We start from the raw sequence: 16,936 nt of genomic DNA on the forward strand, positions 1-16,936 counted from the left end.
ACCTATCCTGCGGCGACATCGTTACGCCAGCACACGACATTGTGCAATTTTATCAATTGCCTTGTGCGCTTTATGCACACTATGCTGAGACTTTACAGGAATATCGTCGGCCCCTTGCCTTCTGAGAGCACAACAATGTGCACACCACGACTCCTCGTGGCTGCGGTCAGCGATGTTCAAACCGCTCTTTTTGTTTCTCAGACCGATGGCGGCCTTTCTGGCACCACCTGATTGACCCAATTTGCTTTTCCCGGAGTACCTCTATGTCTGCCAACCCCTCTTTCCATTGGGACGACCCCCTGCTGCTGAACCAGCAGTTGAGCGATGAAGAACGTATGGTGCGCGATGCGGCCCATGCTTACGCACAGGAGAAACTGCTGCCGCGCGTGTTGGAGGCCTTCCGCCATGAGCAGACTGACCCGGCCATCTTTGCCGAGATGGGGTCGCTGGGCCTGCTGGGCGCCACCATTCCGGATACCTATGGTGGCGCGGGGCTGAACTATGTCAGCTATGGCCTGATTGCCCGCGAAGTAGAGCGGGTGGACTCGGGCTACCGATCCATGATGAGCGTGCAGTCCTCCTTGGTCATGGTGCCGATTTTTGAATTTGGCAGCGAGGAGCAGAAACAGAAATATCTGCCCAGACTGGCCAGCGGTGAATGGATCGGTTGCTTTGGGCTGACCGAGCCCAATCATGGCTCGGACCCTGGAGCCATGGAAAGTCGCGCCCTCAAAGTGGACGGCGGCTATCGCCTGAGCGGCAGCAAAACCTGGATTACCAACTCCCCGATTGCCGATGTGCTGGTGGTCTGGGCCAAAGTCGTGGGCGGTGAAGACGACGGCAAGATCCGCGGCTTCATTCTGGAAAAAGGCATGAAAGGCCTGTCCACGCCCGCCATTCACGGCAAGGTAGGTTTACGCGCTTCACTGACCGGCGAGATTGTCATGGCCGATGTGGAAATCTCCGACAGCCAGATGCTGCCTCATGTTTCAGGCTTGCGCGGTCCCTTCACCTGCCTGAACTCGGCGCGCTACGGAATTGCCTGGGGCGCTCTGGGCGCCGCCGAATCCTGCTGGCATACCGCTCGTCAGTACACCTTGGACCGCAAGCAGTTTGGCCGTCCACTGGCTGCCAATCAACTGATACAGAAAAAGCTGGCCGATATGCAAACCGAGATCACTCTCGCACTGCAAGGCTGCCTGCGTCTGGGTCGAATGAAAGACGAAGGCACGGCAGCAGTCGAGATCACCTCCATCATGAAGCGCAACTCCTGCGGCAAGGCGCTGGACATCGCTCGTCTGGCACGCGACATGCTGGGCGGCAACGGCATCTCCGACGAGTTCGGCATCGCCCGCCATCTGGTCAATCTGGAGGTCGTCAATACCTACGAAGGCACGCACGACGTGCACGCCCTGATACTGGGTCGCGCACAAACCGGAATTCAGGCTTTCTTTTAAACCGAAGCCAACAGGGGCAAGACGGCTTGCCCCTGCCTCTTTGGGAGGTTGGGCGCGGGCGATTTCATACCCCATTACAAACCGCCGCTGCACGGACGAACAAGGGGCCCAGCTGCAAAAAGCATCCCCAACAAGGGGCTGTCCATCCCTAACAAGGTGTGAAGATTTGTCTCGCGAGAGAGTCGCGTCACCGCCGTGACGCTATTTATTATTCTTGTGAAGGCTTCAGTTCAAACATGCTGGTCGCATCCAGCTCCAGCACCAGTTCATCGCGCTGGTTAAATACATTCCAGTTCCAGCGGATGATGCCCAGATCCGAACGGCTGCTGGACACCCGTTTGGATGCAACCGTGGCTTCCAGACGAATGGAGTCTCCCGCCCGCACGGGCAAGACCCAACGCAGACGCTCCACCCCGGGCGACCCAAAGGATTCAGAGTCATGCAGGCTCGTATCCACTGCCATACGCATGGCTTTAGCACAGGTCAGCCAGCCGCTGGCAATCAGGCCGCCCCAATGGCCTTGTTCAGCCTGATTTTCATCAATGTGAAAAGACTGCGGATCGTACTTGCGGGCAAAATCCAGCATCTCTTCGCGCGTTACCGGTACGAGTGGATGCTTAATCAGCATGCCCACTTCAAATTCAGCAAATTTCATGTTGTGGCGCAACAAAAAAAAGATCGAGATCGCCACTCTACCATCTCTGCCAGAATTTGCAGCATCGCAGCCGAAGCAGCCATAAACAGCGGCAAAATGTCCACATCAAGGACCCGCATTGGCCTGCCTGTGCGCCCGACCTCAATCTATGGCATAAAGAGGGTTTTCCGATTACCTTTGCGCCCGGTCGGTTCAGGGCATCTGAAGATCACACGGCTATGACAACACTGGATTCATCTTTGCAATTTGCGAGTCTGACTCAAGGCACACAAGCCATTGAACTGGAATATCAACGCATTTACCCAGAACGGGAAACTGCCCCGCTACTGGTATTCCTGCATGAAGGGCTGGGCTCCATTGCCATGTGGAAGAACTGGCCAGCGCAGTTGTGTGAGCATACTGGCTGTAGTGGCCTGATGTACTCACGCTATGGCTATGGCCGCAGCACTCCGCGCCCCGACAACCGCCCCAAAAGCCCCGACTACCTGCATGAGCAGGCCCTGGATGTCCTGCCTCAACTGCTCCAGCACCTGGGCGAGGACGGCCAGAAACGGCCGATTGTACTGGTGGGTCACAGTGACGGAGGCTCAATTGCCCTGTTGGCAGCCAGTGGTTTTGGCGAGAAACTGCAAGGTATCGTCGTGATGGCCCCCCACCTGTTTGTGGAAGATATTTCCTTGCGTGGCATTTTGGTGGCCCGTGAAGCCTATGAACAAGGATTTTTGCGTGAACGTCTGGCACGCTATCACGATGACGTGGAATCTGCCTTCTGGGGCTGGAACGCAACCTGGACGGAGCCCGAGTTCCGCGACTGGAACATTGAACAGGAGGTCAGCCGGATTCCGTGTCCGGTCCTGGCGATTCAGGGGGTCGATGATGAATATGGCACGCTGGAGCAAATCCGGCGCATCAAGCAGCTGGTGCCTCACACCGAGCTGCTGGAGCTGGAGCAATGTGGCCACCTGCCCTACCGGGACAAGGAAACGCAGGTCAACCAGGCGATTGCGGAGTTTTTGCAGCAAACAGCCCGCTCAACAGCAGACTCTCCCAGTTCCTGAGGAACTCACAACCCTCTGCAGTCATCCGCGGCTGATTTACTCAAAGGCCGCGGCTGCTCGACCCAGGCGGTCATTGACTGCCTGCCAGTCTGGCGTATCCGGGCAACGCTGCACCCAGATATGCTGGTACTGGCCTTGGTCCAGACGACGCAGCATGGCATAGAGGTCCTGGGCATAAGCCTGGGCATCCGAACTGCAGACATACCAGTCATGTACATCAGCCAGAAAAGGAGGCATAGCGGCAAAAGCCACAATGGCCTGCTTGCCTCCTTGAACCAAAGCAGCCTGCACCGCAGGCACACTGTCTTCATCAAATAAAGACAAAGGGGTACGCGGCGCATAATGCGCTTTCAAGCTGCCCGACACCTGTGGAGCCTGTTGATCGGGGCTGGCCGGTTCGTAGCCAATGACCTCGGCAATCATGGCGGCGGTAATATGACCTGGACGCAACAGCACGGCACCTACGCCTTGGTGGGTTCGCGACACATCCACGATGGTGGATTCAATCCCCACTTCTGAAGGGCCCGCTTCCACAATCAGCAACTGATCTGGCCCCATATCCACGAACTCATCGCGTACATGGCTGGCCGCTGTGGGCGATACCTGTCCAAACTTGTTGGCCGAAGGCGCCGCCACACCGGCCTGACCGCTGGGCTTGAGTTCCGCCATGCGCTTGAGCAGAGCCTGAGCCACCGGATGGGAAGGACAACGAATACCAATGCTGCTTTGACCGCCACTGACCGTATCCGGAATAGCCGGATTACGCGGCAAGATCAGCGTCAAAGGACCGGGCCAGAAGGCGTCGATCAATTGTTGCGCAACCGCGGGGATATCTTTCACCCAATAACGCAGATCGGCGCCAGGGGCCACATGCACAATCAGAGGATGATTGGCAGGACGGCCCTTGGCCTTGTAGATCAATTGCACGGCGGCCGGGTTCTCCGCGTCCGCGCCCAAGCCATACACCGTCTCGGTCGGAAAGGCCACCAGCCCCCCTTGTGCCAGTACATGGGCGGCTTGCTCTATCTGCTGCTCGGAAGGGCCAGGGGTGGTGGTATCAGTCATGATCAAATGCAATGCGCAACGCGGCAGCGGCACGGGCAGTGCGCTCGCGCACTTGCTCATCCGATGCCCCCACAATATTGACGTGCCCCATCTTGCGGCCAACACGCGCCTCAGCTTTGCCGTACAAGTGCAAGGACACACCCGGCACCGCCAGCAAGGCGGCCCAATCCGGCTCACGCATCTGACTGTGTTCATCAAACCAGATATCGCCCAGGATATTGAGCATCATGGACGGACACAAGGCGCTCGTGTCACCCAGGGGCAGAGCCGCCATCACCCTGGCCTGCTGTTCAAACTGGCTGGTGACGCAGGCATTCATGGTGTAGTGGCCGCTATTGTGCGGACGAGGGGCCACTTCATTGGCCAGCAAGCGGCCATCTTCCAGAATAAAGAACTCCACGCACAACACGCCCACGTAATTGAGCGTGCGGGCAATCGCGGCGGCCGCCTGACGAGCCTGTTCGGACAGAGCATCGTCCTGGAACTGGGCGCTGATCGTGGACACGGCCAAAATGCCATCGCGATGCTCATTGCGGGCACACGGAAAGGTTTTGACCTGATCGTCCAGACCACGGGCGAGCACCACCGAAATCTCAGACTTCAGGGGCTGCAGGGCCTCCAGCACACAGGCCTGAGAGCCAAATTCCTGGAAGGCGGCCAAGGCCTGATCGCGGTCTGCCACCCGTGCCTGCCCCTTGCCGTCGTAACCAAAGCGCGCCGTCTTCAGAATGCCGGGGAACAAGGCGCTGTCAGCGACGTGCAAATCATCCAGGCTTTCAATGGCGGCATAGGGGGCCACCGGCACACCGGCCTGCGAAATAAAGGCCTTTTCACGAATGCGATCCTGCACAATGCCCACGGCATCACCCGAAGGCGTGACCCGTGTATGTTGAGCCAGGGTCAGCAGGGACTGTGCAGGCACGTTTTCAAATTCGGTACTGACGGCCTGACACAGCTCCCCCAGTTGAACCAATGCTTGCGCATCATCGTAGGCTGCGCAAATATGCAGATCCGCGACCGCACCGGCCGGGCTATGGGTGTCCGGGTCGAGCACGGCCACCTTGTAACCGAGGCTTTGGGCGCTATGGCAGAACATGCGGCCTAGTTGGCCGCCTCCAATCATGCCCAGCCAGGAGCCAGGAACCAGAAGGGCAGCATCATTCATGGGGGTCATCATCACAAAATAAAATCAGGCAGTAACAGGAGGGACACGCATAGCGCGGGCAGCCTCGGTCTGGCGGGCACGGTACGCAATCAGTTTTTCAGTCAGCACCGCATCGTTGACGGCCAGATTGGCAATCACATGCAAGGCGGCATTGGCGGCACCGGCCTCGCCAATCGCAAAGGTGGCAACCGGCACGCCTTTGGGCATTTGCACAATCGACAAGAGGGAATCCTCGCCGCGCAAGTAACGCGACGGCACGGGAACCCCAAAGACAGGCAGGTGTGTCAGGGCAGCCAACATGCCAGGCAAGTGGGCCGCGCCACCAGCACCCGCAATAATGGCTTTCAGGCCACGGGCGGGCGCCTGGGCACCGTAATCCACCATATCGATGGGCATGCGGTGGGCAGAGACCACGCGGCATTCATGAGACACGCCAAATTCGTCCAGAATGGCGACGGCCTGGCTCATGACCTCCCAGTCGCTGGAGGAGCCCATCACAATGCCCACCACAGGGGCTACAGGAGTTTGTACGCTCATCAGAGATACGCCCTAAAAGGAAGAAGGCGCCATGCTGCCAGGCGCCTTGGTAAATGGAAAAACAGCAGGGCCCATCCAATGATGGGTTTTCAGACGGGGCAGGCTGTACGGTGCCCCTGGCCCGTCCCCAGAGCCCGGCTCCTCATCGCAGCGTCGTCCAACGAGCTGTCGTCGTTCACCACCCTGCTGATGACGATGAGGCGGCTCGCTGACGGCGAGCACCTGTCCGGGCTGCACACCGTTCACGCTGTCAGGCGCTCCAGTGCTTCGCGGTATTTCTCAGCGGTACGCTGGGCTACTTCAGCAGGCAAACGAGGAGCGGGTGGCGTCTTGTCCCAAACCTGGGTTTCCAGCCAGTCACGCACGAATTGCTTGTCGTAGGATGGGGGGCTGATGCCTTCGGCATAGCTGTCAGCAGGCCAGAATCGCGAGGAATCGGGGGTCAGCACTTCGTCCATCAAATGCAGCTGGCCCTGCTCGTCCAGGCCAAACTCGAACTTGGTATCGGCAATCAAGATGCCACGGCTGGCCGCGTAATCGGCGGCTTCCGTGTACAAACGCAGGGTCACATCGCGGATTTGCTCGGCCAACTCCTGTCCGACTTCCTTGACCACGTGAGCGAAATCCACGTTCTCGTCGTGCGAGCCCATTTCTGCTTTGGCGGCCGGGGTGAACAGCACATGAGGCAGCTTGGCGGCCTGCTTCAGGCCAGCAGGCAAGGTAATGCCGCACACAGCGCCGGTTGCCTGGTAATCCTTCCAGCCCGAACCGATCAGATAACCACGGGCCACGGCTTCCACCATGATGGGTTTGAGGCGCTTGACCACCATGGAGCGACCTTCGACCTGCGCGCGCTCTTCAGGCGCCACGACATCGACCGGGTTAACGCCAGTCGTATGGTTGGGGATGATGTGTGCCAGCTTGTTCAGCCAGAACTCGGTCATCTGCGTCAAGACAGCGCCCTTGCCAGGAATGGGGTCGTCCAGAATCACATCGAATGCCGAAATGCGATCACTGGCCACAATCAACAACTTGTCCTCACCCACCGCATACATGTCCCGAACTTTGCCACGCGCCAGCAAGGGCAGGGAGCTCAGGCTGGATTGATGTAAGGGCTCTTGCACGATTTCATCCTTAAAACGAAAACATCCCGCTGACTATGGATGCAGGCGGGACGACAATCCCGGCGCCTGCGGCACCGGGCAAAGACGCGAAGAACGGGGCAGGCAGTCGTGCTGCCCACGCCGGCTTCGCCTGACATAATTACTGAACGATCTGAGACAGCTCGCCGGTGCTGTACTGGCGGGCAATTTCCTGCAAAGGAATGGCCTTGATCTTGGATGCCTGACCCGCGGCGCCGAACTGCTGGTAACGGGCCACACACACTTTTTTGGCCGCTTCACGAGCAGGTTTCAGATATTCGCGCGGGTCGAATTTTTCTGGGTTTTCAAACAGGAAGCGACGGATGGCAGCCGTCATCGCCAGACGGATATCGGTGTCGATATTGACCTTGCGCACGCCGTACTTGATGGCTTCCTGAATTTCCTCAACGGGCACGCCGTACGTCTCTTTCATGTTGCCTCCGAACTGGCGGATTTCAGCCAGCAGTTCCTGAGGCACACTGGAGCTGCCATGCATCACCAGGTGGGTGTTGGGCAGACGACGGTGGATTTCTTTCACACGCTCGATGGACAGAATATCGCCGGTAGGCTTGCGGGTGAACTTGTAAGCGCCGTGGCTGGTACCAATGGCAATCGCCAGCGCGTCCAGTTGCGTGCGGCTCACAAACTCAGCCGCCTGCTCGGGGTCCGTCAGCAACTGATCCAGGGTCAGGACACCATCTGCACCGTGACCGTCTTCCTTGTCACCTTGCATGGTTTCCAGAGAGCCCAGGCAGCCCAGTTCGCCTTCTACGGTCACGCCCAGCTTGTGAGCCATATCGACCACTTTGCGGGTCACTTCCACGTTGTATTCAAAGTCGGCAATGGTTTTGCCGTCAGGCAGCAAGGAGCCGTCCATCATCACGCTGGAGAAACCCAGTTCAATGGCGCCCTTGCAGATTTCGGGCGACTGACCGTGGTCCTGGTGCATCACCACGGGGATGTGGGGGTAGGACTCGACAGCCGCTTCGATCAGGTGACGCAAAAAAGCCTCGCCGGCATATTTGCGGGCGCCCGCCGAGGCTTGCATGATGACGGGGCTATCCGTCTCCGAGGCGGCTTCCATAATGGCCTGGACCTGCTCCAGGTTATTGACGTTGAACGCTGGAATACCATAACCGTGCTCGGCCGCATGATCGAGCAGCTGGCGCATGGAAACTAGGGCCATGAGAAGACCTCCTGAAGACTAAAATAAGTGAAAAACTTGACTGGACACAGTCTGTGTCCAGCCCATTGTTGGTTGAGCCTGTTAACGGGCGCTCCGACGCGCCGACTTGGGGCGGAACGCTTGCACCACCTGCTCATGCGTTTGTGCGTAAGGTCCGCCAATCAGGTCGATGCAATACGGGACGGCTGCAAAAATACCGGGAACCAATACGTGACCGGTTTCTGAATCCCGTAATCCTTCCAGTGTTTCCTGAATGGCTTTGGGCTGCCCAGGCAGATTGATAATCAGAGCAGCGTGGTCCTGAATTTCTCGGATCACCGCAACTTGCCGCGACAAAATCGCTGTTGGTACGAATTTTAAACTGATTTGGCGCATCTGTTCACCGAATCCGGGCATTTCGCGTGTTCCTGCATCCAGAGTCGCCTCCGGGGTCACGTCGCGACGAGCCGGGCCGGTGCCACCCGTAGTCAAAACCAGATCGCAACCGGCTTCCACCAGCTCGACCAAGGTAGCGGTAATCAGGGCTCGCTCATCGGGAATCAGTCGCTCCAGATAGGCCGGCGCTACCGTCAAGGCGCTGTCAAGCCAGCGACGCAGCGCGGGAATGCCTTCATCCTGGTACTGTCCGCTGGAGGCGCGGTCCGACACCGACACCAAGCCGATACGCAACTGATCCGGATGCTCGCGGGGAGACTGTCGATTGAATGTCATGCTTTTCCTTGGAAGCGAAATAAACTACAGGCCCTGAACGGGCCTGCCAACAGCACGATTGTAACGAATCACAGTGGGGCTTAAATACAACGGCCGCCGTCTACCTCGATGCAGGTGCCGGTAATGAACTCAGCCTCGTCGGAGGCGAGATACAGAGCCGCCGCCGCCACATCCTTGGGTGTGCAAAAACGCCCCAGTGGAATTCCCGCCAGAAAACGGCTGCGATTTTCCGGCGTATCGGGCATGCCCATGAACTGTTCCAGCAAGGCGGTGTCCCCAATCACCGGATTGACACAATTCACGCGGATATTGTCTGGCCCCAACTCGGCCGCCATGCCTTTGCTGATGGTAACCACCGCGCCTTTGGTGCCGTTGTACCAGACCAGTCCGGGGCGCGGACGCAAGGCCGCCGTCGAAGCGATATTAATGAAGGAACCTGAACCCTGAGCCCGCAGATAGGGCACAAAATGTTTCGCTGTCCAGTAAATGCTTTTCACATTGACGGCATACACCAGATCGAACTCACTTTCGCTCACTTCCAGCAAAGGCTTGTTGCGATGCGTGGTGCCCGCATTGTTCACCACGATATGCAGCCCGCCGCACTCGCGCAGCGCAATATCGAGCAAGGCCTGAACCTCGTCCCCTTGTGACACATCGCAAGCGGCAAAAATGACTTGCCCGCCCGTCGCCTGAATCTGGGCCGCTGCCGCCCGCCCCTGCTCCACATTCAAGTCGGCAATCAGCACGCGCGCACCTTCACGTGCAAAGCGCTGTGCGATACCCAGGCCAAAGCCCGATGCGCCACCGGTCACGATGGCCACCTTGTCTTGCAATCGCATGTTTGTCTCCTTCTGTTATTTTTATTTCCATAAAAAGGGCGGCTCGATGCCGCCCTAAAGAAATGCTGTTTTAGCGTTCAAATGCCATGCTGCCAGAAAACCCCCAACACCACAGCCGCGCTAACCCCTACATTCTCTGGCATCAAGCAGGGGCATGACGTAGCGCAACCGTTTTCAGGCTGGTCAGGGCGTACAGCGCTTCAAACCCCTTCTCTCGGCCAATACCAGACTGTCCGGTACCGCCAAACGGCAGTTCTACCCCGCCTGCAGCGCCATAATTGTTCACAAAGACCTGGCCGGCCCGTAGTTGTCTGGCCATGCGGATCTGACGCGCACCATCGCGTGTCCAGACCCCCGCCACCAGGCTGTAAGGCGTGCCATTGGCCAGGGTGATGGCCTCCTGCTCCGTACCGAAAGGTTGGGCAATCAGGACTGGTCCGAAAATCTCCTCCTGGGCCAGACGATGTTGGACAGGCACGTGATCGAGCAAGACAGGCACTTGATAGAAACCACCCGTCGGGGCCTTGGAGTCCAGCTTGCCTTTCGCCAGCACCACAATGCCATCCTCATCCAGATTCTCCAGATAAGAACGCACCCGAGCTTGCTGCTGCGCGCTGATCAGAGGGCCGCAATCCAGATTGTCGCTCGCTGCCCCCGTCAACAAGGCCTTGAAGCTTTCAGCCAGACGTTCCGTAAAGTCACTATAAATCGCACGCTGAATCAATACACGGCTGCCTGCCGAGCAGGTTTGGCCTGCGTTCTGCACAATCGCATTGACAATAACCGGCAGGGCCGCGTCCAGATCCGCATCTGAAAATACGATCTGCGGCGATTTGCCGCCCAGCTCCAGCGTGACAGGCACAAAATTCTGCGCGGCCTGCAAGGCCACCTGACGGCCCGTGGCAGGAGAGCCCGTAAAGGAAATATGGTTGATATCAGGATGCGCGGCCAGGGCCTGTCCGGCCTCACTGCCCAGGCCCGTACAAATATTCAGCACTCCGGCAGGCAAGCCCGCCTCGTGCAACAACTCCGCCACGCGCAGCAAAGAAAGACTGGCATCTTCAGCCGGCTTCACCACGCAGGTATTACCTGCGGCCAGGGAGGCCGCCACACTGCGTCCAAAGATCTGCAGGGGGTAATTCCAGGGAATGATATGCGCTGTGACGCCCAAGGGCTCGCGCAACGTAAAGGCCGTCATTTCCCAACCCAAGGGAATGGTTTGACCGTGCAGCTTGTCCACCGCACCCGCATAAAACTCGAAATAGCGGACAATGGCGTCAGCATCGGACTGGGCCTGGCGCAAAGGCTTGCCCGTATCCCGCGACTCCAGCCGCGCCAACTCCTCGCGAGCATCGGACAGGGTTCGGGCACAACGCAGCAATAACTGACTGCGCTGCGCTGCGCTCAGGCGGCGCCACGTCCCCTGACTGGCACGCCTGGCGGCCTGCACGGCCCAATCAATATCCACCGCGGATGATTGCGCCAGTCGGGCAAAGGTTTCGCCTGTGGAGGGGTCGATCACCGGTAGCAAACCACCGCCCTCCGCGCCAAGTTGCTGTCCGTCAATCCAATTGCGACACTCCATGACCGCCTCCAATGCTATTGTTGTCTCAGCCAATCGAGCTTTGCTCGAGATCATTCTACTCAAGGACCTGCTGCTGTGGATTCTCAAAACTGTACTTTGCTCCTGGCGGGCGCTGGCGATCTGGGCACACGCACCGGAATGCTGGCCCGTCGTCATGAATGGCCGGTTATCGGCCTGCGCCGTCACCCCCCCCTGGACGATCACAGCGGCATAGAGTGGGTACAGGCCGATTTGAGCGAACCTGCGTCATTACGACTGAAACACCGCCCCATCACTCACGTCCTTTACGCGGTCTCCCCTGACCAGCGAAACCAGGCTGCCTATGAGCGCGTTTTTCTACAAGGTCTGGAAAATCTGCTCAACGAGCTGGACCTGAAAGCCCTGAAACGTTTTGTCTTTGTCTCCTCGACGGCGGTATATGGCCCCTCGACAGACTGGGTGGACGAAAACTCCCCCACGGAGCCCACCCAGTTCAATGGAAAAATCTTGCTGGAAGCCGAGCAAAGGCTTCATCACCGCATCCCCGCCCAGGCTGTGGTCATCCGCCCCAGCGGTCTGTACGGCCCCGGACGCACCCAACTACTGGATCGGCTGCGCGAAGGACGGGCCACCGTACCGGATGACCCGGAGCATTGGGCCAACCGCCTGCATATCGAGGATGCCGCAGCGGCCTGCTGGCATCTGCTACGCGCTCCTGCGCCCTTCCCGTGCTATATCGGCACCGACAGTCGGCCCTACCGGATTACCGAGCTATATGACGGGCTGGCCGATCTGCTGGGTGTGCCACACCCGGAACGACGCCCGTCTGCAGAAGGCGGCAAACGCCTGCGCAACCAGCGCCTGCTCGATAGCGGCTTCAAGCTGGAATGGCCCGATGCCATGCAGGGCTATGGACAACTGATTAAAGAGGGGGCGTAACCCCATCGCGTCCGGTCTTTACACAAAAGCAAAAGCCAGCCAACTTTCGTTGGCTGGCTTTCTGAGGCATGAACCAGTCTGAGGACGGGTCACGCGATAGGCGGCAAAACTTAAGCCTTGTCTTCCAGGGCAGCCACAGCGGGCAGACGTTTGCCTTCCAGAAACTCCAGGAATGCACCGCCGCCGGTGGAGATGTAATCCACCTCTTCACCAATATTGAATTGGGCAATCGCCGCCAGGGTGTCGCCCCCCCCGGCAATCGAGAAAGCCTTGGAATCGGCAATCGCGCGCGACAAGCTTGCCGTACCTTGTGCAAAGGCCGGGAATTCGAACACGCCCAGAGGGCCATTCCAGACAACCGTACCGGCCTTGGCAATGATGTCAGCGATCTGGCGCGCCGTTTCAGGGCCCACATCCAGAATCATGTCATCATCCTGAACCTGGTCAGCAGCCTTGATTTCAGCGGCAGCATCAGCCGCAAAAGACTTGGCGCATACCACATCGACGGGGATAGGCACGTCGGCACCGCGCTCTTTCATGATGCGGATCACCTCGCGAGCTTCTTCCAACTGGCTTTCTTCGACCAGTGACTTGCCCACGGACAAGCCGCTAGCCATCATAAAGGTGTTGGCAATGCCGCCACCGACCACCAGCTGATCAACTTTTTCAGCCAAAGCGCGCAGGATGGACAGTTTGGTGGAGACCTTGGCCCCCCCCACAATGGCTACCAAGGGCCGCGCAGGCTGGTTCAAGGCACGCCCCAGAGCGTTCAGCTCGGCTTCCAGCAAGGGACCAGCGCAAGCCACCGGCGCAAAACGGGCGATCCCTTCCGTGGTGGCCTCGGCACGGTGAGCCGTACCGAAGGCATCGTTTACGTAAACGTCACACAAAGCGGCCATTTTGCGGGCCAACTCAGGATCATTCTTCTTTTCACCGACGTTGCAGCGGCAATTCTCCAACAAGACAAGCTGACCGGGCGACACCTGCACGCCATCCAGCCAATTGCGCCGCAGCTCAACCGGCATGCCCAGCAATTCGGACAGACGTTGCACCACGGGTTCCAGAGAATCCACGGGCTGGCACTCGCCTTCTTTGGGCCGCCCCAGGTGCGAAGTGACCATCACCGCAGCGCCGGCATCCAGCGCCATGCGAATGGCAGGCACCGAAGCACGGACTCGCGTGTCTTCGGTAATACGCCCGTCTTGCAAAGGGACATTCAGATCAGAGCGGATAAATACCCGCTTGCCTCGAAGCGCATCCGTTTCGGCCAGCGCAGACAAGGTCTTGATGCTTGTAGACATGATTTTTTGTTCTGGGAATTAACGTGACAGGGGCGGGAAATCCCGCCCCTGCTATTCAGATCTTATTTGGCCGACATCAGTGCGATGGTGCTGTCGAGCATGCGAATGGAGAAAGCCCACTCGTTGTCGTACCAGGCAGCCACTTTCACCATATTGCCACCGGTCACTTTGGTCAGCAGGGAGTCAACCGTGCTGGAAGCGGTGGTGTGGTTAAAGTCGATGGACACCAAGGGCTCGGTGCAGTAGTCCAGAATGCCTTTCATGGCGCCTTCGGAAGCAGCCTTCAAAATGCCGTTCACTTCTTCAACCGTCGTGTTGCGGCTAGCCACAAAAGTCAGGTCAACCATGGACACGTTGATGGTTGGAACGCGCACAGCGTAACCGTCCAGCTTGCCATTCAGTTCTGGCAACACCAAACCTACGGCAGCGGCTGCGCCGGTCTTGGTGGGGATCATGCTGCTGGTGGCCGAACGGGCACGGCGCATGTCCTTGTGACGCACGTCCGTCAGGACCTGGTCGTTGGTATAAGCGTGGATGGTAGTCATCAGACCGCTGACCACGCCCAGTTCCTTGTGCAGGGGGGCAACCAGAGGAGCCAGACAGTTGGTCGTACACGAGGCGTTGGAGATCACCGTGTCGGTGCTCTTCAAAATATCGTGGTTCACGCCATAGACAATCGTGGCGTCCACATCCTTGCCGCCGGGGGCGGAAATAATGACTTTCTTGGCGCCGGCCTGGATGTGCTCGCTGGCCTTTTCTTTGCTGGTGAAAGCACCGGTACATTCCAGTACCACGTCCACACCCAGCTCGGCCCAAGGCAAGGTCAGGGCATCGCGCTGGCTCAGCAGGCGGATGCGATCACCATTGACCACCAGATAGTCGCCGTCGAGCGACACATCGGCGTTAAAGCGGCCATGCACGGAGTCATAGCGAGTCAGGTGTTCATTGATCTCGGCACCGCCCGAGGCGTTGATGGCCACGATCTCGATATCGTGTTTTTTGCCGTACTCGTAGTGGGCACGCAAGATCATGCGGCCGATACGACCATAACCATTGATTGCGACGCGAATCGTCATGTCAGACTCCAATTACAAAATTTCTTGAACGGCCGCAGCGACTTTCTCTGCTGTCAGACCAAAATGCTTGAACAGGACGCCAGCCGGAGCCGATTCGCCGTAGGTATCAATCCCCACCACCGCGCCTTCCAGACCCACGTACTTGAACCACAGACCCGTCGTACCCGCTTCCACCGCCACACGCGGGATGCCCGGGGTCAGAACCTGATCGCGCCATTGCTTGTCCTGGGCATCAAACAGGTTGGTACATGGCATGGATACCACGCGGGTCGCAATTCCTTGCTGAGCCAACTGCTCCTGCGCCTGCAAGGCCAGACCGACTTCCGAACCGGTTGCCATGATGATGGCGCGCGCATCTGGCGCATCGCGCAGCACATAGCCACCACGGCGGATGTTCTGGATGGTTTGTGCATCGCGCTCCACGAATGGCAGATTCTGGCGCGACAACAGCAAGGCACTGGGGCCGCCGTCCTGCACATTCATGCCGATGCTGGCGGGACGCTCGATCGAGCAGGCCCAGGCTACGGCCGTTTCCGTGGTGTCGCAAGGACGCCAGACATGCAGGTTGGGGATCAGTCGCAGACTATTGGCGTGTTCAATGGACTGGTGCGTCGGGCCATCCTCGCCCAGACCGATGGAATCGTGGGTAAAGACATGCACCACGCGCTGCTTCATCAGCGCTGCCATGCGAATGGCGTTGCGCGAGTAATCCGAGAAAGTCAGGAAGGTACCACCAAACGGCAGGTAGCCCCCATGCAGGGCCACGCCATTCATGATGGCAGCCATACCGAATTCCCGCACACCGTAGTTGATGTGACGACCAAAATGTACACCGTCGGCGTGAGCGCGCACTGCCTCGGCGCCCTTCCAGTCGGTAAAGTTGGAGCCGGTCAGATCAGCCGAGCCGCCCAACATTTCTGGCAGCACATTGACCAGCGCGCTGATTGCCAGTTGCGAGGCCTTGCGCGAGGCAATGGTTTCAGCTTTCTGAGCGGTTTCCTCAATAAAGGCCTGTACTTTAGCGCTGTAATCGGCAGGCAGTTCGCCTTTCAGACGACGGGCCAGTTCCGCGGCCAGTTCAGGATAGGCCTGGCTGTAGGCGTCAAAACGCGCTTGCCATTCCGCTTGCTGGACGCCCCCTTTTTCGCGGCAATCCCAGCCCTGGTAGACTTCTTGAGGAATTTCAAACGGGCCGTGGTTCCAGCCCAGCGCAGCACGGGTGGCGGCGATTTCCTCAGCACCCAGCGGAGCGCCGTGGACCTTCTCGGAGCCGGCCGCGTTAGGCGCGCCCTTGCCGATCACGGTGCGACAGCAAATCAAAGTGGGGCCGGTGCCTTCTTTGGCGTTGCGGCGGGCCTGTTCAATCGCGTTGTGAATCGAGGCGGCGTCATGACCGTCAACAGCACGGATGACGTTCCAGCCATAGCTTTCAAAGCGGGCGGGCGTATCGTCACCGAACCAGTTCTCGACCTTGCCATCAATAGAGATGCCGTTGTCGTCGTACAGCACGACCAGCTTGGACAGCTTCCAGGTGCCGGCCAAGGAGCAGGCCTCGTGCGAGATCCCTTCCATCAAACAGCCATCGCCTGCAAAAACCCAAGTCAGGTGATCTACCACCTCGTGGCCGTCACGGTTGAACTCGCGGGCCAACAAGGCTTCGGCCAGCGCAAAGCCAACCGCATTGCCCAGACCCTGGCCCAAAGGGCCGGTCGTGGTTTCCACGCCAGCCGTAATACCCACTTCTGGGTGGCCGGGGGTACGCGAATGCATCTGGCGGAAGTTGCGCAACTCGTCCAGAGACAGGTCGTAACCGCTGAGGTGCAACAAAGCGTAGATCAGCATGGAACCGTGGCCGTTTGACAACACAAAACGATCACGATCAAACCAGGCGGGGTCGGCGGGGTTGTGTTTCAGGTGCCGGGACCAGAGAACCTGGGCGATATCGGCCATGCCCATAGGCGCACCGGGGTGGCCCGAATTAGCTTGTTGCACGGCATCCATAGCCAAGGCACGGATGGCATTGGCTAGGGTTTTATCAGAGGCTGACGCAATATCCATTAGAAGCTCATTGGGGCGGCGGCGCGACAATTCCGGCTAGCGGACGGCTCACGGCCCTGATTAGTTTATAAAACGCGCTATTTTAGCATTGCTGGCGCTAAATCGCCCTCACTTGCGCTGCGGCCTTGCGCTTTCTTCCCCCAGCCCAGGTACGGTATGCTTGTGCGGTTTTTTTACCCTTGA

General features: G+C 58.7%; 16 protein-coding genes. 4 read left to right on the plus strand and 12 right to left on the minus strand.

From position 1 onward, the window contains the following. The first annotated feature begins 263 nt into the window (after positions 1 to 263). Positions 264 to 1,457, plus strand: a complete 1,194-nt coding sequence (locus V6936_RS09935) for an acyl-CoA dehydrogenase (protein ID WP_003803610.1) — start codon at positions 264 to 266, stop codon at positions 1,455 to 1,457. A 208-nt stretch (positions 1,458 to 1,665) separates the two neighbouring features. Here V6936_RS09935 and V6936_RS09940 read toward each other — a convergent pair whose 3' ends face one another. Continuing rightward, the gene (locus V6936_RS09940; RefSeq protein WP_039943847.1) at positions 1,666 to 2,112 is read right to left on the minus strand and encodes a MaoC family dehydratase; all 447 of its coding nucleotides are present in this window, start codon (positions 2,110 to 2,112) and stop codon (positions 1,666 to 1,668) included. A 218-nt stretch (positions 2,113 to 2,330) separates the two neighbouring features. On the opposite strand from V6936_RS09940, the gene V6936_RS09945 reads away from it, so the two are divergent. After that, the gene (locus V6936_RS09945; RefSeq protein ID WP_240208990.1) at positions 2,331 to 3,170 is read left to right on the plus strand and encodes an alpha/beta fold hydrolase; all 840 of its coding nucleotides are present in this window, start codon (positions 2,331 to 2,333) and stop codon (positions 3,168 to 3,170) included. 36 nt (positions 3,171 to 3,206) lie between these two features. On the opposite strand, the gene V6936_RS09950 is transcribed toward V6936_RS09945, so the two are convergent. The 3 genes from V6936_RS09950 to purE are packed head-to-tail and all read right to left on the minus strand — an operon-like array spanning position 3,207 to position 5,937. Continuing rightward, a complete protein-coding gene (locus tag V6936_RS09950; RefSeq protein ID WP_240208989.1) occupies positions 3,207 to 4,235 on the minus strand; it encodes an L-threonylcarbamoyladenylate synthase in 1,029 nt (342 codons plus the stop codon). Further along, positions 4,228 to 5,409 (minus strand): 5-(carboxyamino)imidazole ribonucleotide synthase, encoded by a 1,182-nt coding sequence (locus V6936_RS09955; protein ID WP_426345830.1) that lies wholly within the window; start codon positions 5,407 to 5,409, stop codon positions 4,228 to 4,230. The genes V6936_RS09950 and V6936_RS09955 overlap by 8 nt, the downstream gene beginning before the upstream one ends. A 15-nt stretch (positions 5,410 to 5,424) precedes the next feature. Continuing rightward, positions 5,425 to 5,937, minus strand: a complete 513-nt coding sequence (purE, locus tag V6936_RS09960) for a 5-(carboxyamino)imidazole ribonucleotide mutase (protein WP_003803624.1) — start codon at positions 5,935 to 5,937, stop codon at positions 5,425 to 5,427. A 53-nt stretch (positions 5,938 to 5,990) separates the two neighbouring features. On the opposite strand from purE, the gene V6936_RS09965 reads away from it, so the two are divergent. Beyond that, on the plus strand, positions 5,991 to 6,149 hold the full coding sequence (locus tag V6936_RS09965) for a hypothetical protein (RefSeq protein WP_157784356.1): 159 nt from the start codon (positions 5,991 to 5,993) through the stop codon (positions 6,147 to 6,149). A gap of 30 nt (positions 6,150 to 6,179) precedes the next feature. Here V6936_RS09965 and V6936_RS09970 read toward each other — a convergent pair whose 3' ends face one another. The 5 genes from V6936_RS09970 to V6936_RS09990 form a co-directional block, all read right to left on the minus strand. After that, entirely contained in the window at positions 6,180 to 7,061 is an 882-nt protein-coding gene (locus V6936_RS09970) for a phosphoribosylaminoimidazolesuccinocarboxamide synthase (protein ID WP_003803629.1), read from the minus strand. A gap of 139 nt (positions 7,062 to 7,200) precedes the next feature. Next, positions 7,201 to 8,265, minus strand: a complete 1,065-nt coding sequence (gene fba / locus V6936_RS09975; protein ID WP_003803631.1) for a class II fructose-bisphosphate aldolase — start codon at positions 8,263 to 8,265, stop codon at positions 7,201 to 7,203. Between the two features lie 81 nt (positions 8,266 to 8,346). Then, positions 8,347 to 8,976, minus strand: a complete 630-nt coding sequence (gene mog, locus V6936_RS09980) for a molybdopterin adenylyltransferase (protein WP_003803632.1) — start codon at positions 8,974 to 8,976, stop codon at positions 8,347 to 8,349. 80 nt (positions 8,977 to 9,056) lie between these two features. Further along, positions 9,057 to 9,815 carry an SDR family oxidoreductase gene (locus V6936_RS09985; RefSeq protein ID WP_336579806.1) on the minus strand — a complete coding sequence of 253 codons (759 nt, stop codon included), beginning with the start codon at positions 9,813 to 9,815 and terminating at the stop codon, positions 9,057 to 9,059. Between the two features lie 142 nt (positions 9,816 to 9,957). Then, positions 9,958 to 11,400, minus strand: a complete 1,443-nt coding sequence (locus V6936_RS09990) for an aldehyde dehydrogenase family protein (RefSeq protein ID WP_003803636.1) — start codon at positions 11,398 to 11,400, stop codon at positions 9,958 to 9,960. 75 nt (positions 11,401 to 11,475) lie between these two features. Here V6936_RS09990 and V6936_RS09995 point away from each other — a divergent pair, with 75 nt between their 5' ends. Beyond that, on the plus strand, positions 11,476 to 12,318 hold the full coding sequence (locus V6936_RS09995; protein ID WP_003803639.1) for an NAD-dependent epimerase/dehydratase family protein: 843 nt from the start codon (positions 11,476 to 11,478) through the stop codon (positions 12,316 to 12,318). A gap of 110 nt (positions 12,319 to 12,428) precedes the next feature. On the opposite strand, the gene V6936_RS10000 is transcribed toward V6936_RS09995, so the two are convergent. The 3 genes from V6936_RS10000 to tkt all read right to left on the minus strand — a co-directional run bounded on the left by V6936_RS10000 (position 12,429) and on the right by tkt (position 16,753). Beyond that, the gene (locus V6936_RS10000) at positions 12,429 to 13,619 is read right to left on the minus strand and encodes a phosphoglycerate kinase (RefSeq protein ID WP_051010456.1); all 1,191 of its coding nucleotides are present in this window, start codon (positions 13,617 to 13,619) and stop codon (positions 12,429 to 12,431) included. A gap of 62 nt (positions 13,620 to 13,681) precedes the next feature. Then, positions 13,682 to 14,695 (minus strand): type I glyceraldehyde-3-phosphate dehydrogenase, encoded by a 1,014-nt coding sequence (gene gap / locus V6936_RS10005; protein WP_003803641.1) that lies wholly within the window; start codon positions 14,693 to 14,695, stop codon positions 13,682 to 13,684. A gap of 12 nt (positions 14,696 to 14,707) precedes the next feature. Further along, entirely contained in the window at positions 14,708 to 16,753 is a 2,046-nt protein-coding gene (tkt, locus tag V6936_RS10010; protein WP_003803642.1) for a transketolase, read from the minus strand. Positions 16,754 to 16,936: the final 183 nt, after the last annotated feature.

This window comes from Alcaligenes sp. CHO6, assembly GCF_037120595.1.
Lineage (GTDB): Bacteria > Pseudomonadota > Gammaproteobacteria > Burkholderiales > Burkholderiaceae_B > Alcaligenes > Alcaligenes ammonioxydans.